Consider the following 20565-nt stretch of genomic DNA (forward strand, 5'->3'; position numbering starts at 1 on the left):
AAGGACGGACATATGAAAAGGGCCGGTATGACCGGCCCTTTCTATCAGCGCTTCATCGAGTTGAAGAACTCGTCGTTCGACTTGGTGTTCTTCATCTTGTCGAGCATGAACTCCATCGCGGCGAGCTCGTCCATCGGATGCAGCAGCTTGCGCAGGATCCAGATCTTGGAGAGCAGGTCCGGCTCGATCAGCAGGTCCTCGCGGCGGGTGCCGGAGCGATTGATGTCGATGGCCGGGTACACGCGCTTCTCGGAGATGCGGCGGGACAGGTGCACTTCCATGTTGCCGGTGCCCTTGAACTCTTCGTAGATCACCTCGTCCATCTTGCTGCCGGTGTCGGTCAGCGCGGTGGCGATGATGGTCAGGCTGCCGCCTTCTTCCACGTTACGTGCCGCACCGAAGAAACGCTTCGGACGCTGCAGCGCGTTGGCATCCACACCACCGGTGAGCACTTTGCCGGAGCTCGGCACCACGGTGTTGTAGGCACGAGCGAGGCGGGTGATGGAGTCGAGCAGGATCACCACGTCCTTCTTGTGCTCGACCAGGCGCTTGGCGCGCTCGATCACCATTTCGGCCACCTGCACGTGGCGCACGGCCGGCTCGTCGAAGGTCGAGGAGATCACTTCCGCACGCACGGTGCGGGCGATTTCCGTCACTTCTTCCGGGCGCTCATCGATCAACAGCATGATCAGATGGACGTCCGGATGGTTGTACTGGATCGCCTGCGCCACGTTCTGCAGCATCATCGTCTTACCGGACTTCGGCTGGGAGACGATAAGGCCACGCTGGCCGCGACCCACCGGTGCCACCAGGTCCAGGATGCGACCGGTGATGTCTTCGGTGGAGCCGTTGCCACGCTCGAGCTTGAACGCCTTGCGCGGGAACAGCGGCGTCAGGTTCTCGAACAGCATCTTGTTCTTCGACGCCTCCGGCGGATCGCCGTTGATGTCGTCGACCTTGAGCATCGCGAAGTAACGCTCGCCTTCCTTCGGATGGCGCACGCGCCCGGTGATGTAGTCGCCGGTGCGCAGATTGAAGCGGCGGATCTGGCTGGGCGAGACGTAGATGTCGTCCGGGCCGGCCAGGTAGGACTCGTCAGCCGAGCGCAGGAAGCCGAAGCCATCCTGCAGGATTTCCAGCACGCCCTCGGCCCAGATGCCACCGCCAGAGCGGGCATGCGCCTTCAGGATCGAGAAGATCACGTCCTGCTTGCGGGCCCGGGCGACGCCTTCCTGGATGCCGAGCGACTCGGCGAACTCCACCAGCTGGATCGCGTTCTTGCGCTTGAGCTCGGTGAGATTGATCAGGCGATCGTTGCTGCCGGCATCGGCGTATTCGTCGTCTACAGGCAGGCCATTGTTGTTGCGCGGGTGCTGCTGACCACCACCACCTTGACCACGCTGCTGATTGCGCTCATGGCGGCGGCGACGGCCGCGGCCGTCACGATCATTGCGGTCATTGCGGTTGAAGCCGCCCTGACCCTGGTTGCCGCCACCTTGTTGGCCACCCTCGCGGGCCTCCTGCTGCGGACGCTGACCACCGTCACCCTGTGGGGCGGCATCGGCGGAAGGTGCGGGAGCAGGTGCGGGTGGCTCAGCCGGAGGTGCGACGCGCTCTGCACGTTCGGCACGTTCGGTGCGCTCAGCACGCTCGACAGGAGGCAGCGGCGGCATGTCGAACTGCGCCTGCTTCTCAGCCTTGGCCTCGGCGGCTGCAGCAGCAGCGGCAGAAGATCGGCGTGGTGCGCGAGTGCGGGTTTCAGCCACAGGTTTGGCGTCGGCGCTCTTGGCGTCGTTGGTTTCTTTGCTTTCGATATCAGACACGGGCAAACCTCTGCGGGGCGCCGTTGAGAAACAGGAGGGAAGGTGTGTTGCGCGGACGGCGCGGGGGACAGGACAGTCCCGACGGACAACTGAAATCTAGCACCCGATCTGCGGCGCCGTAAAGCGCCGCAGTGGGCAAAATGCATAAAAAACTTAGATGGCCTTGTCGATCATCTGGGCTAGCTGGCCCTTGCTCACGGCGCCGATCTGGGTCGCTTCGACCTTGCCGTTCTTGAACACCATCAGCGTGGGGATGCCACGCACGCCGTAGGTACGCGGCGTCTTCTGATTGTGGTCGATATTGATCTTGGCGATGCGCAGCTTGCCGTGATACTGCTGGGCCAGCTCGTCGAGGATCGGGGCGATGGCCTTGCACGGGCCACACCATTCAGCCCAGAAGTCCAGCAGCACCGGGGTATCGGAGTTCAGCACTTCCTGTTCGAAGGCGTCATCGCTCACATGGGTAATCAGATCGCTCACCGGGGTCTCCGAAGGTAGGCGGGTAAAGGGTTTCACGACCGCGCGCCCAGCATCGGCTACACTGGGGCGCCCATGAAGCGCGGGGTCGTACCGGATAAGGATGGCTGGTGCCGTTGCGGCAGGCCTCCATTCCAACGTAACTCGGGGCACGATTCAAGCGATTCAAGGGCGGCCACGCACGGTTCCGTTGACATAGGTAAAAGGGTTTTCCTTGAGGAACAGGGTGTTAGCACCCATAGTCCTTTTACCTATGCCAGCGGAGCTGTCGGACACCGCCGCTCCCTCCGGCGCCAGCCACAGCACGTGTCGCAGGCACGCGAGATCCCGTTAGAGGATTCCGCCTGTCGCCACGCGCTCCGGTCGCGTCGACTATCCACCTGTTCCTTGTAGCGTCTCATCGGCAAGGAGCCAGGCGGTCGCCTCTGGGCGCCGCCTGACCAGCGTTCTCATATAAGCAATGTCACAAACCGTACTCACTGATACTTTTTTCACCAACTTCGATCTCCACCCGCTGCTGCAGAAAGGTCTCGACGAGGCCGGCTTCACGCGATGCACGCCGATCCAGGCGCTGACCCTGCCGGTCGCGCTGACGGGTCGCGACGTCGCTGGCCAGGCCCAGACCGGCACCGGAAAGACGTGCGCCTTCCTGGTGGCGATGATGAATCGCCTGCTGACCACGCCGGCCGTGGCTGAGCGCAAGGACAGCGACCCGCGCGCGCTGGTGATCGCACCGACCCGCGAGCTGGCCATCCAGATCGAGAAGGACGCCAAGTCCATCGGTCGCCACACCGGCCTGCGCACCGCGCTGATCTACGGTGGCGTCGATTACGACAAGCAGCGCCAGCAGCTCAAGGACGGCTGCGACATCATCATCGCCACGCCGGGCCGCCTGCTGGACTACTTCAAGCAGCACGTGTTCAGCCTGGACGCCGTCGAAGTGATGGTGATCGACGAGGCGGACCGCATGTTCGACCTCGGCTTCATCAAGGACGTGCGCTTCATCTTCCGCCGCCTGCCAGCGCGCGAGCAGCGCCAGGTGCTGCTGTTCTCCGCCACGCTGAGCCATCGCGTGCTGGAGCTCGCCTACGAGCACATGCACAACGCCGAAAAGCTGGAAGTGGAGACGGAGAACGTCACCGCCGACCGCGTGCGCCAGGTGGTCTACTTCCCGGCCAAGGAAGAGAAGATGCCGCTGCTGCTCAACCTGCTTGAGCGCACCAAGCCGACGCGCAGCATCATCTTCGTCAACACCAAGGCAGCTGCCGAGCGCATCACCGATCGCGTGAAGCGTCAGGGCTACCGTGTGGGCGCGCTGTCGGGCGACGTGCCGCAGCTGAAGCGCCAGAAGCTGTTGCAGCGTTTCCAGGAAGGCCAGCTCGACATGCTGGTGTGCACCGACGTGGCTGCTCGCGGTCTGCACATCCCGGCCGTGAGCCACGTGTTCAACTACGACCTGCCGCAGGACGCCGAAGACTACGTGCACCGCATCGGTCGTACCGCGCGCCTGGGCGCCGAAGGCGACGCGATCAGCTTCGCCTGCGACCTCTATGCGATGTCCTTGCCGGATATCGAAACGTATATCGGCCAGCGCATCCCGGTGGCGAGCATTGAGCCGGACATGCTGGTGATGCCGCAGCCGCGCGAGCAGGATGCTCAGTACATCGCCGATGCCGCTGCCGACAGCGCCGCGTTCGGCGACAAGGTCGAGTCGCGCGAGCGCGAGGGCTCTTCGCGCAGCGGTCCGCGTAGCGGTTCCCGCAGCCGTGGCCGCGATGGCGAGCGTTCGCGTAGCGACAAGCCGCGTGAACCGCGCAAGCCGCGCGTCGAGGGTGGCGCCGAAGAAAGTGCTGCCGTATCGGCGGTTGCTGCGCCGGCCACTGCGCCGGAGTCGAGCGAATCCGCGGAAGGCGTGGCGCGCAAGCGTCGGCGCCGGCGCGGTGGCCGCAACCGCCGCCGCGAAGGTGATGCGCCGGCCATGGACACCGCTGCAAACGGCAATGGCGATGCCAACCGGGCGCCGCGTGGGGATCATCGCCCGTCGCGTGAGCGGGGTGGTGCGGAGAACAATCACTCGCGTCCGTCTCGCCATGTGGCGATTACCTCGGGCAAGCCGGCCGAGCAGGCCGCACCACAGAAGGTGGGTTTCTTCCGCCGACTGAGTCGCTTCTTCACCGGCCGCTGAGCCGTTCGTACTTACCTTAGGCTGTCGTGGGCTGAACCCACGGCAGCCTGACGACACAAAGCGCCTGACCTTCACGCGCGGTTCCCTTATCCTTGGCGGCATCAGCTCCAGGGGACATGTGGTGATCCGCTTCGACCAAGTCAGCAAGCGCTATGAAGGTGGTCATGAGGCCTTGTCGCAGCTCTCTTTTGAAGTGGCTGCGGGCGAGATGGCCTTTATCACGGGGCACTCCGGTGCCGGCAAGAGCACCTTGCTCAAGCTGCTCGGTCTGATCGAGCGGCCGTCGCATGGCGTGATCACGCTTGATGGCCAGAACATGGCCAAGATCGGCCGCGGTGGCATCCCCAAATTGCGTCGCCGGCTCGGCATGGTGTTCCAGGATCATCGCCTGCTGATGGATCGCACCGTGTTCGCCAATGTCGAGCTGCCGCTGATGATCGGCGGCATGGCGCCCAACGAACGTAGCAAACGGGTGCGCGCAGCGCTGGAGAAAGTCGGCCTGCTCGCCTATGAGCGGCAACTGCCCGCCACCCTGTCTGCCGGTGAGCAGCAGCGCGTGGGTATCGCCCGCGCCATCGTGGCCAAGCCAACGCTGCTGATCGCCGATGAGCCGACCGGCAATCTCGACCCCACGCTTGCCGTGGAGATCATGAGCTTGTTTGCCGAATTCCAGCAGGTAGGCACCACGGTGCTCATCGCCAGCCACGACCTGCCGTTGATCAAGCGCATGAAGAAGCGAGTCGTCGTGCTCGACCATGGCCGCCTGGTGGCTGACGTGGCGGCGCAGGAGGTGCTGTGAGTACGCAACCCGAGTTCCCGATGGAAAGCCCGCTGCTTTCCGATCAGTCGCGTGGTGTCCGTACGCGTGCCCGGCCGGTGGCCAGCTGGCGCGAACACCACGGCTGGAGCGCTGCCGCGAGTCTGCGCCGCCTGATGTCTCGCCCCATTGGCACGCTGCTCACCGTGGCCGTCATGGCTATCGCACTGGCGCTGCCGCTCACCTTTTATCTGTTGCTGGGCAATGTGCAGAAGATGGGCGAGGCGCTGGGTCAGAACCAGACGGTCAGCGTTTTTCTGCAGCCGGGACAGAGCGGATCATCGGCCGATCTGATGGCGAAGAAGCTGCGCGATCGCACCGATGTCGCATCGGTGAAGGTGAAGAGTCCGGATCAAGGCATGGATGAGCTTGCCAAGATGCAGGGCTTTTCCGGTGCGCTGCACACGCTGGACACCAACCCGCTGCCTTATGTGCTCGAAGTGCTGCCCAAGTCCGAAGTGAATGCCGACGGCGTCGAGCGCTTGGTGGCCGACATGCGCGGCGTCCAGGGCGTAGATCAGGTGCAGGACAGCGGCACCTGGCGTCAGCGCCTGGAAGCGTTGCTTGGCGTGGGCCAGCGTGCTGTGCTGATTCTGGCCGCACTGCTCGCCGTTGCCGTGCTGCTGGTGGTGGGTAACACCGTGCGAGTGGATATCGCCAGCCGTAGCGAAGAAATTGGCGTGCTGATGCTGGTGGGCGCCAGCCGCGCCTTCGTGCGTCGCCCTTATCTTTATGCCGGCATCTGGTACGGCTTGTTCGCTGGTGTGCTGGCGGCGGGCTTTGCGGTATTGGTGGAGCTGGCGCTGGCCGAGCCGGTGGCCAAGCTGGGCCAGGCCTATGCCGGCAAGTTGCAGATTGAGGTGCTTCCCCCCTGGCTGCTGGCCTCGGTGCCGGTAGCAGCGGCTTTCCTGGGTTGGCTGGGCGCGCGCCTGGTCAGTGCCTGGCAGCTGCGCAAGGCGGCGTGAACCGTGCGCCGGCTCACGCCCCGGGCGTAGGTGTCATGAGAGGGTGGGGTAGCTGGTGCATGCTGCCGGCCAATGGAAACACGGTGCGGGGAGGTTGCACCGGATACGCCGCCGGAACGGAATGCCGGCCAACACGTGAGTGACCAGGGGATGAGTGCGAGTTTCAGCAGTCGAGCGGTAGGAACAGCACCCAGAGTGCTGGTGGTGGACGGCTCCAAGGTGGTGCGCCAGCTGATTACGCGGGTGCTGAAGGCCGAGCTGCCGGACGCCGAGCCCGTGGGAGCGGGCAGCGGTGAGGAAGCGAAGGAGCTGCTCGATACCGGCGCGTTCGACTTCATCACCATTGCATTGCGCCTGCCCGACATGGATGGGCTGGAGCTGGCGCGCCATGTGCGTGAATCGGCTGCGCAGGCGTACGTGCCCATCGTGGTGGTGTCGGGCGACGTGGATGGTCGCCTGCACAGCCGTACGCTGGGCGAACACGTCACCGACTATTTCGACAAGTCGCTGGGTTTTCAGGCGTTGGCGGAATTCATCCGTGGCTATGTGCGCCCGGCGGAATCGGCCGAAGGGGAAGTGCTTTACGTGGAAGACAGCCGCGTGGTGGCGCTGGCCACTCGCCGCATTCTGGAAAAGCACGGCCTTACCGTGCATCACGTGGTCAGCGTCGAGGACGCGCTCGTGCTGCTGGACAAGGCGAAGGACGAGGGCAAGGTCGGTGCGGACATCGTCCTTACCGACGTCAGCCTGAAAGGCGAGCTCACCGGCGGTGACCTGCTGGAGCGCATTCGCCGTGAATACGACTACGGCAAGGGCCGCTTACCCGTGCTGGTGATGACGGGCGATGAGAATCCGGTCAACCAGGCTGCACTGTTGCGCGCCGGCGCCAACGACCTGGTCGAAAAACCCATTGAGGAAAAACTGCTGATGACCAAGCTGCTGTTCCAGTTGCGTGTGTCGCAGCATCAGCGTGTACACGACGAGGCGGCATGACCGAAGATCGAGTGAAACTCGAGCCTTCATGGAAGGCGCGTATGGGTGATTACCTGGCGCGACCCGACATGCAAACGTTAGGCGAGTTCCTGCGGCATGAGAAACAGGCGGGCAAGGTGATCTATCCACCTGGGCCGGAGATCTTCGCCGCTTTTGATCACACCCCGTTCGATGCGGTGCGCGTGGTGATCCTTGGCCAAGACCCGTATCACGGGCCCAATCAAGCCCACGGCTTGTGCTTCTCGGTACGGCCAGGCGTTCAAACGCCGCCGTCGTTGCAGAACATCTTCAAGGAAATCCACAGGGACCTCGGATTCCGGGCGCCGGACCACGGTTGCCTGACTCCCTGGGCCGACCGGGGTGTGCTGCTGCTCAATGCTGTGCTGACCGTGCAGCAAAGCATGGCGGCCTCGCATCAGGGCAAGGGTTGGGAAGGTTTCACTGATGCCGCCATCGACGCGCTCAACCGGGAGCGGGAGGGGCTGGTCTTCATGCTCTGGGGCTCATACGCCCAGAAGAAGGGCCAACTGATCGACAGTCAACGCCATTGCGTTCTGCGGTCCGTGCACCCATCTCCTCTATCAGCGCACCGGGGTTTTATCGGCTGCGGGCACTTCTCGGCGGCCAATCAATACCTGGAAGGCCGCGGAGTGGCCCCCATCGACTGGTCACTGCCGATGCGCGCCGAGCTGGCTGAACGGGCTTTTCACGGCCCCTGAACCGCCTGGCCGGCATAGTGAGGCCTCCCCTGGGATGCCCCACTGGACGGGCGTCCCAATTTCCTGTACTATTCAGTTCATCAAAGGTCCCGGAACCTTTCGGGGCCTTTAGCACTCTCCATACCCGAGTGCTAAGCTGATCCCCTATTCAGGAGGTTCCATCCATGTCTCAAGCTTTGGTGACCGCCAACCTGCCGGTGCCGAGTGTCGTCGGCAGTCTGGATGCCTATATTTCGGCGGTCCATCGGATCCCGGTGCTCAGCCAGGACGAAGAGCAGGCGCTGTCGCGCCGCTACAACGAAAAGGAAGACCTGGAATCGGCCCGCCAGCTGGTGATGTCTCACCTGCGTTTCGTGGTGCACGTGGCACGCGGTTACAGCGGCTACGGCCTGCAGATGGCTGACCTGATCCAGGAAGGCAACATTGGCCTGATGAAGGCCGTGAAGCGCTTCGATCCGGACCAGGGCGTGCGTCTGGTCAGCTTCGCGGTGCATTGGATCCGTGCCGAGATGCACGAGTTCATCCTGCGTAACTGGCGCATCGTCAAGGTTGCCACTACCAAGGCGCAGCGCAAGCTGTTCTTCAACCTGCGCAAGAGCAAGAAGCGCCTGGGTTGGATGAATGCCGAGGAAGTGCGCACCGTGGCGAAGGATCTGGGTGTGCCGGAAGCGACCGTGCGCGAGATGGAATCGCGCCTGTCGGGCCGTGACATCGGCTTCGAAGCCCCGGCGGATGCCGATGAAGATGCCAAGCCGGCACCGGAAGCGTTCCTGATCGACGACGGCGCGGACCCGTACGACAACGTGGCCGACGCCGACCAGGCAGACAACCAGCTCGATACGCTTTCGACCGCGCTGCAGAAGTTGGACGAGCGCTCGCGCGACATCATCCAGCGCCGCTGGCTGAACGAAGAAAAGGCCACGCTGCAGGACCTGGCCGATGAATACGGCGTCTCCGCCGAGCGCATCCGTCAGGTCGAAGCCAACGCCATGAAGAAGATGCGCAGCCTCTTCGCCGCGTAAGCTTTACGATCGGCGTAACATGCCAACGGCCCCTTCCGGGGCCGTTTGGCTATGCGGAGACAGGGCAGCTTCCGTACCCATTGGACCGGATTTACACAGCCTACCGCTATGCCCCGAGTGCTGGTCATCGAAGACGACGAAACCACGGCGCGAGAAATTGTCGCCGAGTTGAGCGTGCACGGCATGGTGGCCGACTGGGTCGCCAACGGTCGAGAAGGTCTCGCCCACGCAACACAGCGCGACTACGACCTGGTGACGCTGGACCGCATGCTGCCCGGTATGGACGGCATCGACGTGGTTGCGGAAATGCGCCGTGCCAGCATCGACACGCCCGTGCTGATGATCAGCGCCTTGAGCGATGTGGATGAACGCGTGCGCGGCCTGCGCGCCGGGGGCGATGACTACCTGACCAAACCGTTTGCACCCGATGAAATGGCCGCGCGCGCAGAAGTGCTGTTGCGCCGCCGCCAACCGCAAGGCGCGCAGCGCTTGCGCGTGGCCGATCTGGAACTGGATCTGGTGAGCCACGTCGCCTATCGCAATGGCCAGCCACTTACCCTGTTGCCCACGGAATACCGACTGCTCGAATTCCTGATGCGCAACTCCGGCCAGGTACTGACGCGCAGCATGATTTTCGAGACCGTGTGGGGCTTTCACTTCGATCCCGGTACCAATGTGATCGATGTGCATATCGCGCGTCTGCGCCGCAAGATCGATGGCGGTGGCCAGGTGGTGCTTATTCACACCGTGCGCGGTACCGGCTACATGCTCGCGGCCGACCGAGAAACAGTGGCGGTGGTGTCATGAACGGACGTCCAAACGCCTGGCACTCGGCGGCATCGCGCCTGATCCTGATCTATGGTGCGCTGTTCACGCTTTGGGGTTCGGTACTGGTTGGGGTGATCCAGTGGGAAACCACGCATTACCTCAACAAAGTCATTGATCAGATATTGCAGCAGCGCATGCACTACATAGCGTCGACCGACGCGGAGCGCCTGACGGCAACCGTGGAGGCAGCGGCGGCCATCGATCCGCATGGGATCATGTCGGTAGGTCTGTTCGATCCGCAACATCGGCCGGTGGCAGGCAATATCGACCGCCTGCCGATGTCGTTGCCGCAGGATGGCCAGGTGCATTTGCTACAGCACGGCCTGCCGCGTCCGGATCGTGACGCCGAGCGCGTGCGTGCGCGTGGCCTGGCGACGAAGCTTCCCAATGGCGACATCTTGGTGATCGCCAAGGACATCAGCACCGTCGATGGTATTGGCGCCATCATCCGTCGCGCATTGCTATGGGGTATTTCGCTCACCATCATTCCTGGTTTGCTAGGCGGCTTCTTGTTGCGTCGTGGACCGGAAAAGCGGCTTCGCGAACTGCAGCTGGCTACCGAGCCGATTCGTCAGGGTGATCTTTCCAAGCGTCTGCCGGTAAGCCGACGTGGTGACGAGGTCGATCAGCTGGCCGGCATCGTGAACACGATGTTGGGCGAGATCGAGCGCCTGATGAATGAGGTAAAAGGCGTGAGCGACAACATCGCCCACGACCTGCGTACACCGCTCACCCGCCTGCGCGCACGCCTATATCGCACGCAACACCAATTGGAAGGCCAGCCCGAAGAGGCCTTGGTCGAGTCCTGCCTGATCGATATCGATGAAGTGCTCACGCGCTTCCGCGCTTTGCTGCGCGTGTCCGAGTTGGAAGACCGCAATCGCGCTGCCTGTTTCGATGAAGTGGATGTCGGCCAGATCCTGCGTCAAGTGCACGATTTTTACGCGCCGGTGGCGGAAGATCGCGACCAGCCGTTTGAACTGGACGTCCAGCCGTTGTCACCCGTTCGTGCCGATGCGCATCTGTTGTTCGAGGCGTTGGCCAATCTGGTCGGCAATGCCATCAAGTTCACCCCGGCCGGTGGCACAGTGAGCTTGCGCGCCAGCATGGACAAGCGCGGGCCGCGCATCGACATCGTCGACAACGGGCCGGGTATCCCAGCTGATGAGCGTGAGGCGGTGACACGCCGCTTCTATCGTGGCGACAACAGTCGCACGACGCCCGGCTCGGGTTTGGGCCTGAGCATTGTCAGTGCGATCGTGCGCTTGCACGGCTACGCGCTGGATATCGGCGAAGCCAGCAGCGGCGCGCGTCTCACGCTGTATTGCTATGCGCTCGCGCCGGGTGAGAAACCGGGAACGTGTTTGGCGCGCTCTGTGCCAGAAGTCACGCCCGCCATCGTCTAACCGCTGCGTTAGCGGGAACATGAAATTATCTTCATGCGCGCGGGTGATCCGCGCGCATGGGGTGCATGCGAAAATTTGCCGCGACGCATCATTCGCGCACGGAAATCCCCCGCATGCTTGGCATCGTCCGGATCGCGCTCACGCGGCCCTACACCTTTATTGTCCTCGCCCTCGCCATTTTCATTTTTGGCGTGATGGCTGCAGTACGCACGCCCACCGACATTTTTCCGGAGATCAATATTCCGGTGATCGCGGTGTCCTGGCAGTTCACCGGCATGACGCCCGACCAGATGGCCGGACGCATGAACACGCCGTTCGAGCGCGTGCTCACCACGACCGTCAACGACATCGAGCACATCGAGTCGGAGTCGATCAATGGCATGGGCATCACCAAGATCTTCTTCCAGCCGGGCGTGAACATCGCCGTGGCCAACGCCCAGGTAACCGCGGTGGCGCAGACGCTGCTCAAGCAGATGCCTGCGGGCGCCACGCCACCGTTGATCGTCAACTACAACGCATCCACGGTGCCCATTCTGCAGCTGGCGCTCTCGGGCAAGGGCCTGAGCGAGCAGCAGCTGGGTGACCTTGGCCTCAACCTGTTGCGTCCGCAGCTGGTGACCGTTCCGGGTGCAGCCATTCCTTATCCGTTCGGCGGCAAGACGCGACAGATCCAACTGGATGTGGATCCGGCGGCGCTGCAGGCGCGCGGTCTGTCCACACAGGACGTGGCCAACGCGCTGGCCAATCAGCAGCAGATCAGCCCGATCGGCACGCAGAAGATCGGCAAGTACGAATACGTGATGGAGTTGAACAACGCCGCGACTCGCGTGCAGGAGCTGGAAGACCTGCCGGTGAAAATGGCCAATGGCACCACCATCTATGTGCGCGATGTGGCCCATGTGCGCGACGGTAGCCCTCCGCAGACCAACATCGTGCATGTCGATGGCGTGCGCTCCACGTTGCTGTCCATCCTCAAGAACGGTTCCACCTCGACGCTGGCCATTGTGGCCGGAGCGCGCGACAAGCTCGCCCAGATGAAGGATGCGCTGCCGGACAACCTGACGGTGACGCCCATCGGTGACCAATCGCTGTTCGTGCGCTCATCCATTGATGGCGTGGTACGCGAAGGCATCATTGCTGCCGCACTCACCAGCTTGATGATCCTGCTGTTCCTTGGGAGCTGGCGTTCAACCCTGATTATTACCACGTCGATTCCGCTGGCCGTGTTGGGCTCAGTGTTTACGCTGTCGGCCATCGGGCAGACGCTCAACATCATGACGTTGGGCGGCCTGGCGCTTGCCGTGGGCATCCTGGTGGACGAAGCCACGGTGACCATCGAAAACATCAACTGGCATCTTGAGCAGGGCAAGGATGTCATTACCGCGATCGTCGACGGCTCGGCGCAGATCATCGTGCCGGCCTTTGTGTCGCTGTGCTGCATCTGCATCGTGTTCGTGCCGATGTTCTTCCTGCCGGGCGTGGCGCGCTATCTGTTCGTGCCGATGGCGGAGGCGGTGATCTTCGCAATGATCTTCTCCTTCATCCTGTCGCGTACGCTCGTGCTGACGATGGCGAAGTACTTGCTACGTGAGCACCCGCCGACCGTCGATGCGCATGGGCAGCACCTTCCGCTGCCGCCGCCCAGGTCCGCGCTGGGACGTTTTCAGCGTGGCTTTGTGGATCGCTTTGAAGTCTTCCGAGCGGGCTACAGTGGCCTGCTGAAGCTGGCGCTGGACCATCGCAAGGTGTTTGTCCTGGGCTTCCTCAGCTTCGTGGTGCTGTCGTTCCTGCTGTTGCCGGCCTTGGGGCGCAACTTTTTCCCGGATGTGGATGGCGGCCAGATCCTGGTGCACGTTCGCGCACCAGTGGGCACGCGCGTCGAAGTGACGGCGGCGGAGTTTGCTGATATCGAGAAGGCCATTCGTCAGGTGATTCCGCCGCATGAACTGGAGGCGGTGGTCGACAACATTGGTCAATATGCCAGCTCGATCAACACCATCTACAACAACACCGGCGAAGTGGGTGAGCAGGATGGCGACATCCAGATCTCGCTCAAGGAAGGCCACCACGCCAGCGCTGACTATGTGAAAGCGCTGCGCGAAAAGCTGCCGCGCCAGTTTCCGGGTTCCACATTCTCGTTCCCGCCGGCGGACATCGTCAGCCAGATCCTGAACTTCGGTTCGCCGGCGCCGATCGACCTGCAAGTGCGTGGCTTCCATCTCGATCAGAACTTCGAGTACGCCAACAAACTGCTGAATAAGATCCGGCAGATTCCTGGGGTGGTCGATGCGCGACTTCAGCAGTCGCAGGCGCAACCCGCGTTTCGTATCGACGTCGATCGCACGCGCGCGCAGTTGCTGGGTCTGACCGAGGGCGACGTGACAAGCAGCCTTATTGCCGACCTTTCGGGTACGGCTCAGGTCGCGCCGACCTATTGGCTCAATCCTGACAACAACGTGACATATCCGATATCAGCGCAGGTGCCGCAATACCGGCTCGAAACGCTGGCGCAGCTGAGTAACTTGCCGATCACTTCCAAGAGCGGTGGCAATGCGCAGGTGCTGGGTGCGCTCGCTGGCCTGACGCGTACGCATCGCAACACCATCGTCAGCCAGTACAACATCCAGTCGATGGTGGAGATTTTTGCGACTACACAGGGTCGTGACCTCGGTGCCGTGGCGAACGATATCCGTCAGATCCTCAGCGATACCGAGAAGGACAAGCCAAAGGGCGCCACGGTGGCGCTGTTGGGTCAGGTGCAGACCATGCACGATGCCTATTTCGGTCTGCTGTTCGGCCTGATTGGCTCGGGCGTGCTCGTTTACCTGCTGATCGTGGTGAACTTCCAGTCGTGGACCGATCCGTTCGTGATCATCACTGCCTTGCCCGCTGCGCTAGCAGGCATTGTGTGGATGTTGTTTGTCACGCACACCTCGCTATCAGTGCCGGCACTGACAGGGGCCATCATGTGTATGGGTGTGGCCACGGCCAACTCGGTGCTGGTGGTGAGCTTCTGCCGCGAGCGCCTGGCGTTCCACGGCGACCCGGTGCTGGCGGCGCGTGAAGGGGGCTTCGTACGCTTCCGCCCGGTATTGATGACTGCGTTGGCCATGATTATCGGCATGGTGCCGATGGCGCTGGGCCTTGGTGATGGCGGCGAGCAGAACGCGCCGCTCGGTCGCGCCGTTATCGGTGGCTTGTTGTTTGCCACCACGGCCACGTTAATCTTCGTTCCCGTCGTCTTTTCCATCATGCATGCGCGGCACAAGCACGCGCCTGATTCGGCTGGCCATGCCGGAGAACTTGCCCATGTCTGAGCACCTGACTGTACTTCCCGAATCGACGCCGTCACCACGCCGCCTGCGTCTGGCCGCCGTCATCGCTGCAGTGGTGGCTGGCGCGGTCGTTGTCGCCGGTATCGCCATCCGTGTGTCTGAGGCGCGCAGCCTCCGGCAATGGACCGATGAACAAGCCATTCCCACGGTGGTCATTTCCGAACCGGAGTCCGCCGACGGCAAGGCGCCGCTGGAGTTGCCCGCACAGTTGGACGCGTTCACCAACGCACCGATCTATGCGCGCACCAGCGGCTACCTGAAGTCATGGAATAAGGACATCGGCGCGCCAGTGAAGGCGGGCGATCTGCTTGCTGTCATCGACACGCCGGATCTGGACCAGCAACTGCTGCAGGCGCAAGCCGATGCGGCCAGCGCCAAGGCCAATGCAGCGCTGGCCGCGACCACCGCCAAGCGCTGGCAGGTACTGCACCAGACTGACCCCGACTCGGTGTCGCAGCAGTCGGTGGATCAGTACAACGGCGACTACGCCGCCAAGCAGGCACAGGCCAACGCGGCCGAGGCGAATGTGGAGCGCCTGAAAGCACTCAAGTCGTATGCACGCATCGTGGTGCCTTTCGATGGTCGCGTGACTGCACGCAACACCGACGTGGGCGCGCTTGTCACCGCCGACAGCAACGGCACGGGGGCACCCATGTTCACCGTGTCCGACACCAGCAAGTTGCGCGCCTATGTGCAGGTGCCGCAGGTGTATGCGCCGAGCATCCATCGTGGTGATACAGCGACGTTGACGGTGCCTGAGTACCCGGGCAAGACGTTCACCGCGAAGGTGGAAGCCGATGCACGCGCCATCTCGCCGACCTCCGGCACAACGCTGGTGCAGCTGATTGTCGATAACCCCGATGGGCGATTGCTGCCGAGCAGCTATGCCAGCATCAGCTTCAATATCGCGTCGGAATCGCTCGGCATGCGCGTTCCGGCCGAGGCGCTGATCTTTGATGACAAGGGGCTACATGTCGCCACGCTGGACACGGGTGATCGCGTCCACTTCAAGACCGTCACCATCCGTCGCGACTACGGCAAGTCGATTGAAGTCGGCTCAGGCCTCGCCCCCAGCGATCGCGTGATCATCAATCCACCCGATGGTCTGGCCAACGGCGACGAGGTGCGTATTGCAAAGAACCCGCAGCCGGCGGGGAAACCCCATGACAAAGCCTAAGAGCCTCGCCGCATTCATTGCTGCTTCGTTGCTGAGCGCTTGCTCACTGGCGCCTGCGTACAAGCCGCCGGAGGCGCCGGTGGCTGAGCACTATCAGCCTGCCGGTCCATGGACCACCGCGCAGCCCTCCGATCAGTTGCCGCGCGAAGGCTGGTGGAAGCTGTATGGGGACGAGCGACTGAATAACCTCGAGCAGCAATTGATCGACCACAACGCCGACCTCGCTGCGGCGTTCGCGAGCTATGAGCAGTCGCGTGATTTTCTGGCGCAGGTGCGAGCGGACCTGTTTCCGCAGGTGTCGGCCAGTGCGGGTGCAGCGCGAACGCGTCAGTCCTTGAACGCGCCGCTCCATGGCGGCACCTCGCCGGAGTACTACAACCAGTACTCGGTCACGGGTCTGGCCTCGTACGAAGTGGATCTGTGGGGTCGCGTGCACGACAACGTGGCCGCAGGCCGCGCTTCGATGCAGGCGTCTGCGGCGGATCTGGCATCGGTGCGGCTGAGCCTGGAAGCTTCGCTGGCGGACAGCTACCTGCAACTGCTGGGTGTCGATCGCCAGATCGATCTGCTGCAGAAGACGGTCGATGCGTATCAGCGTGCACTGCAGCTCACCAAGACCTTGCACCAAGGTGGCGCGGTGTCCGGCCTTGATGTGGATCGTGCGCAAACGCAGTTGTCTGCCACGCGTTCCCAGTTGTCACAGACCAAGGCGCAGCGCGATTTGCTGTTGCATGGTATCGCTGTGCTGGTTGGCGAGCCGGCGTCCAGCTTCACACTGGACCCGAAAGTCGATTTACCCAACCTGCCGTTGATCCCGGTGGGCTTGCCATCAACCCTGCTTGAGCGTCGCCCCGACATTGCAGCGGCCGAACGTCGTACGGCGGAAGCCAATGCGCAGATCGGCGTGGCCCGTTCCGCGTTCTTTCCATCGCTCACGCTGAGTGCTGGCGGCGGCTTTGAGAGTGGCAAGTGGGGCAATTTGTTGACGGCACCCAGCGCGATGTGGGCGTTGGGTCCGAGTTTGCTGATGAATGTGTTTGATGGCGGCCGTCGTCGTGCGCAGGTGGCTTCCGCGCATGCGGCGTTCGATGAGGCGAGTGCGCGTTATCGCGGCACGGTGCTCACGGCGTTTCAGCAGGTGGAAGACAACCAGTCACTGCTAAGCAATTACGGTAATGCGTTGGTGGACCAGCAGGACGCGACCACGGCGTCGGATCGCACGCTGAAAATAGCGTTGGCGTTGTACAAGCAAGGAGCGAATAGCTACCTGGACGTAGTGACGGCGCAGGTGGATTCGTTGAATGCCCATCTTGGGCTGCTGTCGCTGCAGACGAATCAGCTGCGGGCGAGCGTGCAGTTGGTGAGGGCGTTGGGTGGTGGTTGGGCAGTGGATGATATTGCGCCGCAGCGGTTGGCGGATGAGGCGAAGGCTGTTGGTATGAAGTGATGCTTGGGGGCGTTACCTCTAAGCTTTACGTGTGTGTTGTTGTACGCCACTTCTCCCTCTCCCCCCAGGGACTGGGGCATTGCCACCTTCACGGTGGTGAGGGGCGGGTGCTCGCGGGAACGATTGTTCCCCTCAGCGTCATCCCCGCGAGGCGCTCTTCAACAGCCGAAGGCTGGTCAAGCGGGATGCGCTTTACAACAGCGAAGCTGGTCATCCAGTGACTTTGCTCTTGGCTCTCGTTGAGTGATACCGCCAGCGTGCCGCCTACGCGGCGGGCGTTTCGATCCCCTGCCGACGATGCAAAGCTAGTCCCCGTGGGACGCTCGAGTCACTTTTCTTTTGCTGGCCCAAAAGAAAAGTAACCCAAAGAAAATGGCCTTTAGAGCACCGGTAGCGTCGTGTGGAATACAAGCCTTGAAGGCCTCGGTCATCGGCACCGCACGATCCATCCGACACACGGTACGGCTAAACCGCAACGCGCCACGGCGCAGAGGTGCTCTGCATGGCGTGGAATCCAAGCACTGAAGGTTCCGGAGCCCGGATGGCGACAGGCGCAGCGCCGCCACACAGCGGCTACCCCGCAACGCGCCGATACCAAGAGGGCTTAAAGCTGCGGCTGAAGTTGCGACATGGTGTCCCGGCTTTTCTGTAGGAGCGCACTTGTGCGCGACCGCAACGTGAGGTTCCAGCGCGAAGGTTCGGACGCGCGAAAGCCAATCGGTGAGGCAACGACAACACTCTGCGGTCGCGCGCCAGCGCGCTCCTACAAGGCGGCGTTGGCGCTTGGCCTTTTGCTCTTGATCGTCGGGCCCCCTGTGCGGCGGTGAGGGGGTGCCTTTTCTTTTGGTTACTTTTGACGCGAAGCTAATCCCTGTGGGACTTTGAGCAAGCAAAGAAAAGTGACCCGGATCGCGGCAGCGGTTCGGAAGCCCGCCGTCCCACAGGGACTAGCTTCGCGTCGCAGCGAGCCCGATCGCGTCACCCTATCCATCGAGCGACGCAAAAATCATACGCCTACGACTTGGGGCCAATCTCGCGACTGGCCCCATGCCCGCGTGCTTACAGCTTCGCCACCAGCAACGCTTCCAACTTCCGCTGATCAACCGCAAACTTGCGAATACCATCAGCAAGCTTGTCAGTCGCCATCGCGTCCTCGTTATGCCCCCAACGGAACGCCGCCTCGGTGATCGGCGCGGGCTTGCCCTGGGTCGCACCTGTGTCATTGAGCACGCGCGGCAGCGGCGAGTTGTCCTGATCGAGCTTCTCCAGCAGATCCGGACTGATTGTCAGACGATCACAACCAGCCAGCGCCTGGATCTGGCCGATGTTGCGGAAGCTGGCGCCCATCACCACGGTCGGGAAACCATGTTCCTTGTACCAGGCGTAGATGCGGCGCACCGACTGCACGCCCGGATCTTCGTCCGGTGCATAGGTCTTGGTGGAGGTGTTGGCGACGTACCAGTCCATGATGCGGCCGACGAACGGCGAGATCAGGAACACGCCAGCTTCGGCGCACGCCACAGCCTGCTCAAACGAGAACAGCAAGGTGAGGTTGCAGTTGATGCCGCGCTTCTCCAGCTGTTCTGCAGCGCGAATGCCTTCCCACGTCGATGCCAGCTTGATCAGGATGCGATCACGCGTCACCCCAGCATCGTCATACAACTGAACCAGGCGCTCGGCCTTGGCGATCGAAGCGTCCACGTCGAATGAAAGGCGAGCGTCCACTTCGGTGGACACGCGGCCCGGCACCAGCTCGACGATCTTGCGGCCGACGGCCACGGCGAGGTGGTCGCTCGCGTCCACCAGCTGCTGTTCGCGCGAGTTGCTCTTGCCCTTGGCCCACGCTACGGATTCGTCGATCACCGGCGCGAAGGTCGGATTCTCGATGGCCTTGAGCAGCAGCGACGGGTTGGTGGTGGCATCCACCGGACGCCAGCGGGCGATGGCTTCGATATCGCCGGTGTCGGCGACCACGGTGGTGTACTGGCGCAGCAGTTCAAGTTGGGTAGACACGGGCATATCCGATCAAGGAAAGGGCTGATTTTAAGCTATTGGCCGGTGGGCGAGGGCGGTGCAGGGCGGGTGGGTTCGTCGCTGCCGGTGACGATGCGGGCGTGGCGTGCGTAGGTCCAGTACGCCCAGGCCCAGTCCAGCATGACCACGAGACGGTTGCGGAAGCCGATGAGGAAGGCGATGTGCGCGATGAGCCAGACCCACCAGGCGAGCAGGCCGGAGAGTTTCAGACGGCCAAACTGGGCGACAGCTGCCATGCGTCCGATGGTGGCCAGGGTGCCGTCGTCGCGGTAGCGGAAGGGCGGTGGTGGCGCGGCACCGCGCCAACGAGCCTTCAATGTCTCGGCAACATAGCGGCCCATCTGTTTGGCGGCGGGCGCGACACCCGGCACGGGCTTGCCGTCGGCTTGTGTCACGCTGGCGAGATCGCCAATGACGAACACCTCGGGATGTCCCGGTAGCGTCAGGTCGGGCTCGACCTGCACGCGTCCTGCGCGATCCAGTGGGGCGTCGAGGCCGCGGCCCAGTGGCGAGGCAGCGACGCCGGCGGCCCAGAGTACGGTGCGCGCGGGGTAGCGCGAGTCACCGAGCATGACGCCATCGCTGTCGATGGCAGTGACGGCGGTATCTAGCCGCACTTCAACCCCCAGTTTTTCCAGCTGACGGCGCGCCTTGTCGGAAAGCTCCGGTGCGAAGGCAGGCAGCAACCGTGGCCCTGCTTCCACCAGCAACACGTTGGCCTTGCGTGGATCAGCTCGGCGGAATTCGCGCGGCAGGGTGTGGCGTGCAATTTCGGCCAGCGTGCCGGCCAACTCCACGCCGGTGGCGCCACCACCGACGATCACGAAATTGAGGCAGGCCTGCCGCTGCACGGCATCGTCTTCGCGCTCGGCGCGCTCGAATGCGAGCAGCACGCGACGACGGATGGTGAATGCATCATCCAGCGTCTTGAGTCCGGGTGCGTAGCGTGCCCAGTCGTCGTGACCGAAGTAGGCGTGGGTGGCGCCAGTGGCGACGATGAGGGCGTCGTACGTGAGGTCGCCGTTGGCGAGCGTGACGTGTCGATGCGCGACATCGATGTTCTTTGCCTCGTCGAGCAGCACGGTGACGTTGGTCTGCTCACGCAGGATCTGCCGCAGCGGTGCTGCAATCGATGGGGCGGACAAGCCGGCAGTGGCGACCTGGTAGAGCAGTGGTTGGAACAGGTGATGGTTGCGTCGGTCGATCAGGGTGATACGGACGTGGCTGTGGGCCAGCCCGCGCGCGACCGCGAGGCCGCCGAAGCCGCCGCCGAGGATGACGACATGAGGACGTGGGTCGGACGATGCGTTGCCTTCCATGTGATGCCTTTTTCAAAG

Annotated in this window: 15 protein-coding genes; 11 read left to right on the forward strand and 4 right to left on the reverse strand. The window is 63.0% G+C overall.

The window, feature by feature from the left end; translation table 11 throughout:
- Positions 1-44 precede the first annotated feature (44 nt).
- Both rho and trxA read right to left on the reverse strand, forming a co-directional pair.
- Positions 45-1823, reverse strand: coding sequence for a transcription termination factor Rho (gene rho / locus AC0GUR_RS18835; protein WP_472879042.1), 1779 nt, complete (start codon positions 1821-1823; stop codon positions 45-47).
- Positions 1824-1976: 153 nt separating this feature from the next.
- Positions 1977-2303, reverse strand: a complete 327-nt coding sequence (trxA, locus tag AC0GUR_RS18840) for a thioredoxin TrxA (RefSeq protein WP_472879043.1) — start codon at positions 2301-2303, stop codon at positions 1977-1979.
- Positions 2304-2760: 457 nt separating this feature from the next.
- On the opposite strand from trxA, the gene AC0GUR_RS18845 reads away from it, so the two are divergent.
- From AC0GUR_RS18845 to AC0GUR_RS18895, 11 genes are all read left to right on the forward strand, one after another.
- The gene (locus AC0GUR_RS18845; protein WP_472879044.1) at positions 2761-4485 is read left to right on the forward strand and encodes a DEAD/DEAH box helicase; all 1725 of its coding nucleotides are present in this window, start codon (positions 2761-2763) and stop codon (positions 4483-4485) included.
- A gap of 121 nt (positions 4486-4606) precedes the next feature.
- Complete coding sequence (gene ftsE, locus AC0GUR_RS18850) at positions 4607-5284, forward strand: cell division ATP-binding protein FtsE (protein ID WP_472879045.1); 678 nt, start codon at positions 4607-4609, stop codon at positions 5282-5284.
- A complete protein-coding gene (ftsX, locus tag AC0GUR_RS18855; protein WP_472879046.1) occupies positions 5281-6267 on the forward strand; it encodes a permease-like cell division protein FtsX in 987 nt (328 codons plus the stop codon). The genes ftsE and ftsX overlap by 4 nt, the downstream gene beginning before the upstream one ends.
- Before the next feature lie 150 nt (positions 6268-6417).
- The gene (locus AC0GUR_RS18860) at positions 6418-7260 is read left to right on the forward strand and encodes a response regulator (RefSeq protein ID WP_472879047.1); all 843 of its coding nucleotides are present in this window, start codon (positions 6418-6420) and stop codon (positions 7258-7260) included.
- Entirely contained in the window at positions 7257-7979 is a 723-nt protein-coding gene (ung, locus tag AC0GUR_RS18865) for a uracil-DNA glycosylase (protein WP_472879048.1), read from the forward strand. Before AC0GUR_RS18860 ends, ung begins: the two co-directional genes overlap by 4 nt.
- Before the next feature lie 164 nt (positions 7980-8143).
- Positions 8144-9001, forward strand: coding sequence for an RNA polymerase sigma factor RpoH (gene rpoH / locus AC0GUR_RS18870; RefSeq protein WP_472879049.1), 858 nt, complete (start codon positions 8144-8146; stop codon positions 8999-9001).
- 108 nt (positions 9002-9109) lie between these two features.
- Positions 9110-9808 (forward strand): response regulator transcription factor, encoded by a 699-nt coding sequence (locus AC0GUR_RS18875; protein WP_472879050.1) that lies wholly within the window; start codon positions 9110-9112, stop codon positions 9806-9808.
- Positions 9805-11235, forward strand: coding sequence for a sensor histidine kinase (locus AC0GUR_RS18880; protein WP_472879051.1), 1431 nt, complete (start codon positions 9805-9807; stop codon positions 11233-11235). The genes AC0GUR_RS18875 and AC0GUR_RS18880 overlap by 4 nt, the downstream gene beginning before the upstream one ends.
- 113 nt (positions 11236-11348) lie before the next feature.
- Positions 11349-14552, forward strand: coding sequence for an efflux RND transporter permease subunit (locus AC0GUR_RS18885; RefSeq protein WP_472879052.1), 3204 nt, complete (start codon positions 11349-11351; stop codon positions 14550-14552).
- Positions 14545-15747 carry an efflux RND transporter periplasmic adaptor subunit gene (locus AC0GUR_RS18890; RefSeq protein ID WP_472879053.1) on the forward strand — a complete coding sequence of 401 codons (1203 nt, stop codon included), beginning with the start codon at positions 14545-14547 and terminating at the stop codon, positions 15745-15747. Before AC0GUR_RS18885 ends, AC0GUR_RS18890 begins: the two co-directional genes overlap by 8 nt.
- Positions 15734-17194, forward strand: coding sequence for an efflux transporter outer membrane subunit (locus AC0GUR_RS18895; RefSeq protein ID WP_472879054.1), 1461 nt, complete (start codon positions 15734-15736; stop codon positions 17192-17194). Before AC0GUR_RS18890 ends, AC0GUR_RS18895 begins: the two co-directional genes overlap by 14 nt.
- A 1059-nt stretch (positions 17195-18253) precedes the next feature.
- Here AC0GUR_RS18895 and tal read toward each other — a convergent pair.
- Positions 18254-19213, reverse strand: a complete 960-nt coding sequence (gene tal / locus AC0GUR_RS18900) for a transaldolase (RefSeq protein WP_472879055.1) — start codon at positions 19211-19213, stop codon at positions 18254-18256.
- 29 nt (positions 19214-19242) lie between these two features.
- Positions 19243-20547, reverse strand: coding sequence for an NAD(P)/FAD-dependent oxidoreductase (locus AC0GUR_RS18905; protein ID WP_472879056.1), 1305 nt, complete (start codon positions 20545-20547; stop codon positions 19243-19245).
- Positions 20548-20565 lie beyond the last annotated feature (18 nt).

Source organism: Dyella sp. PARNA 12/25 (assembly GCF_055702865.1).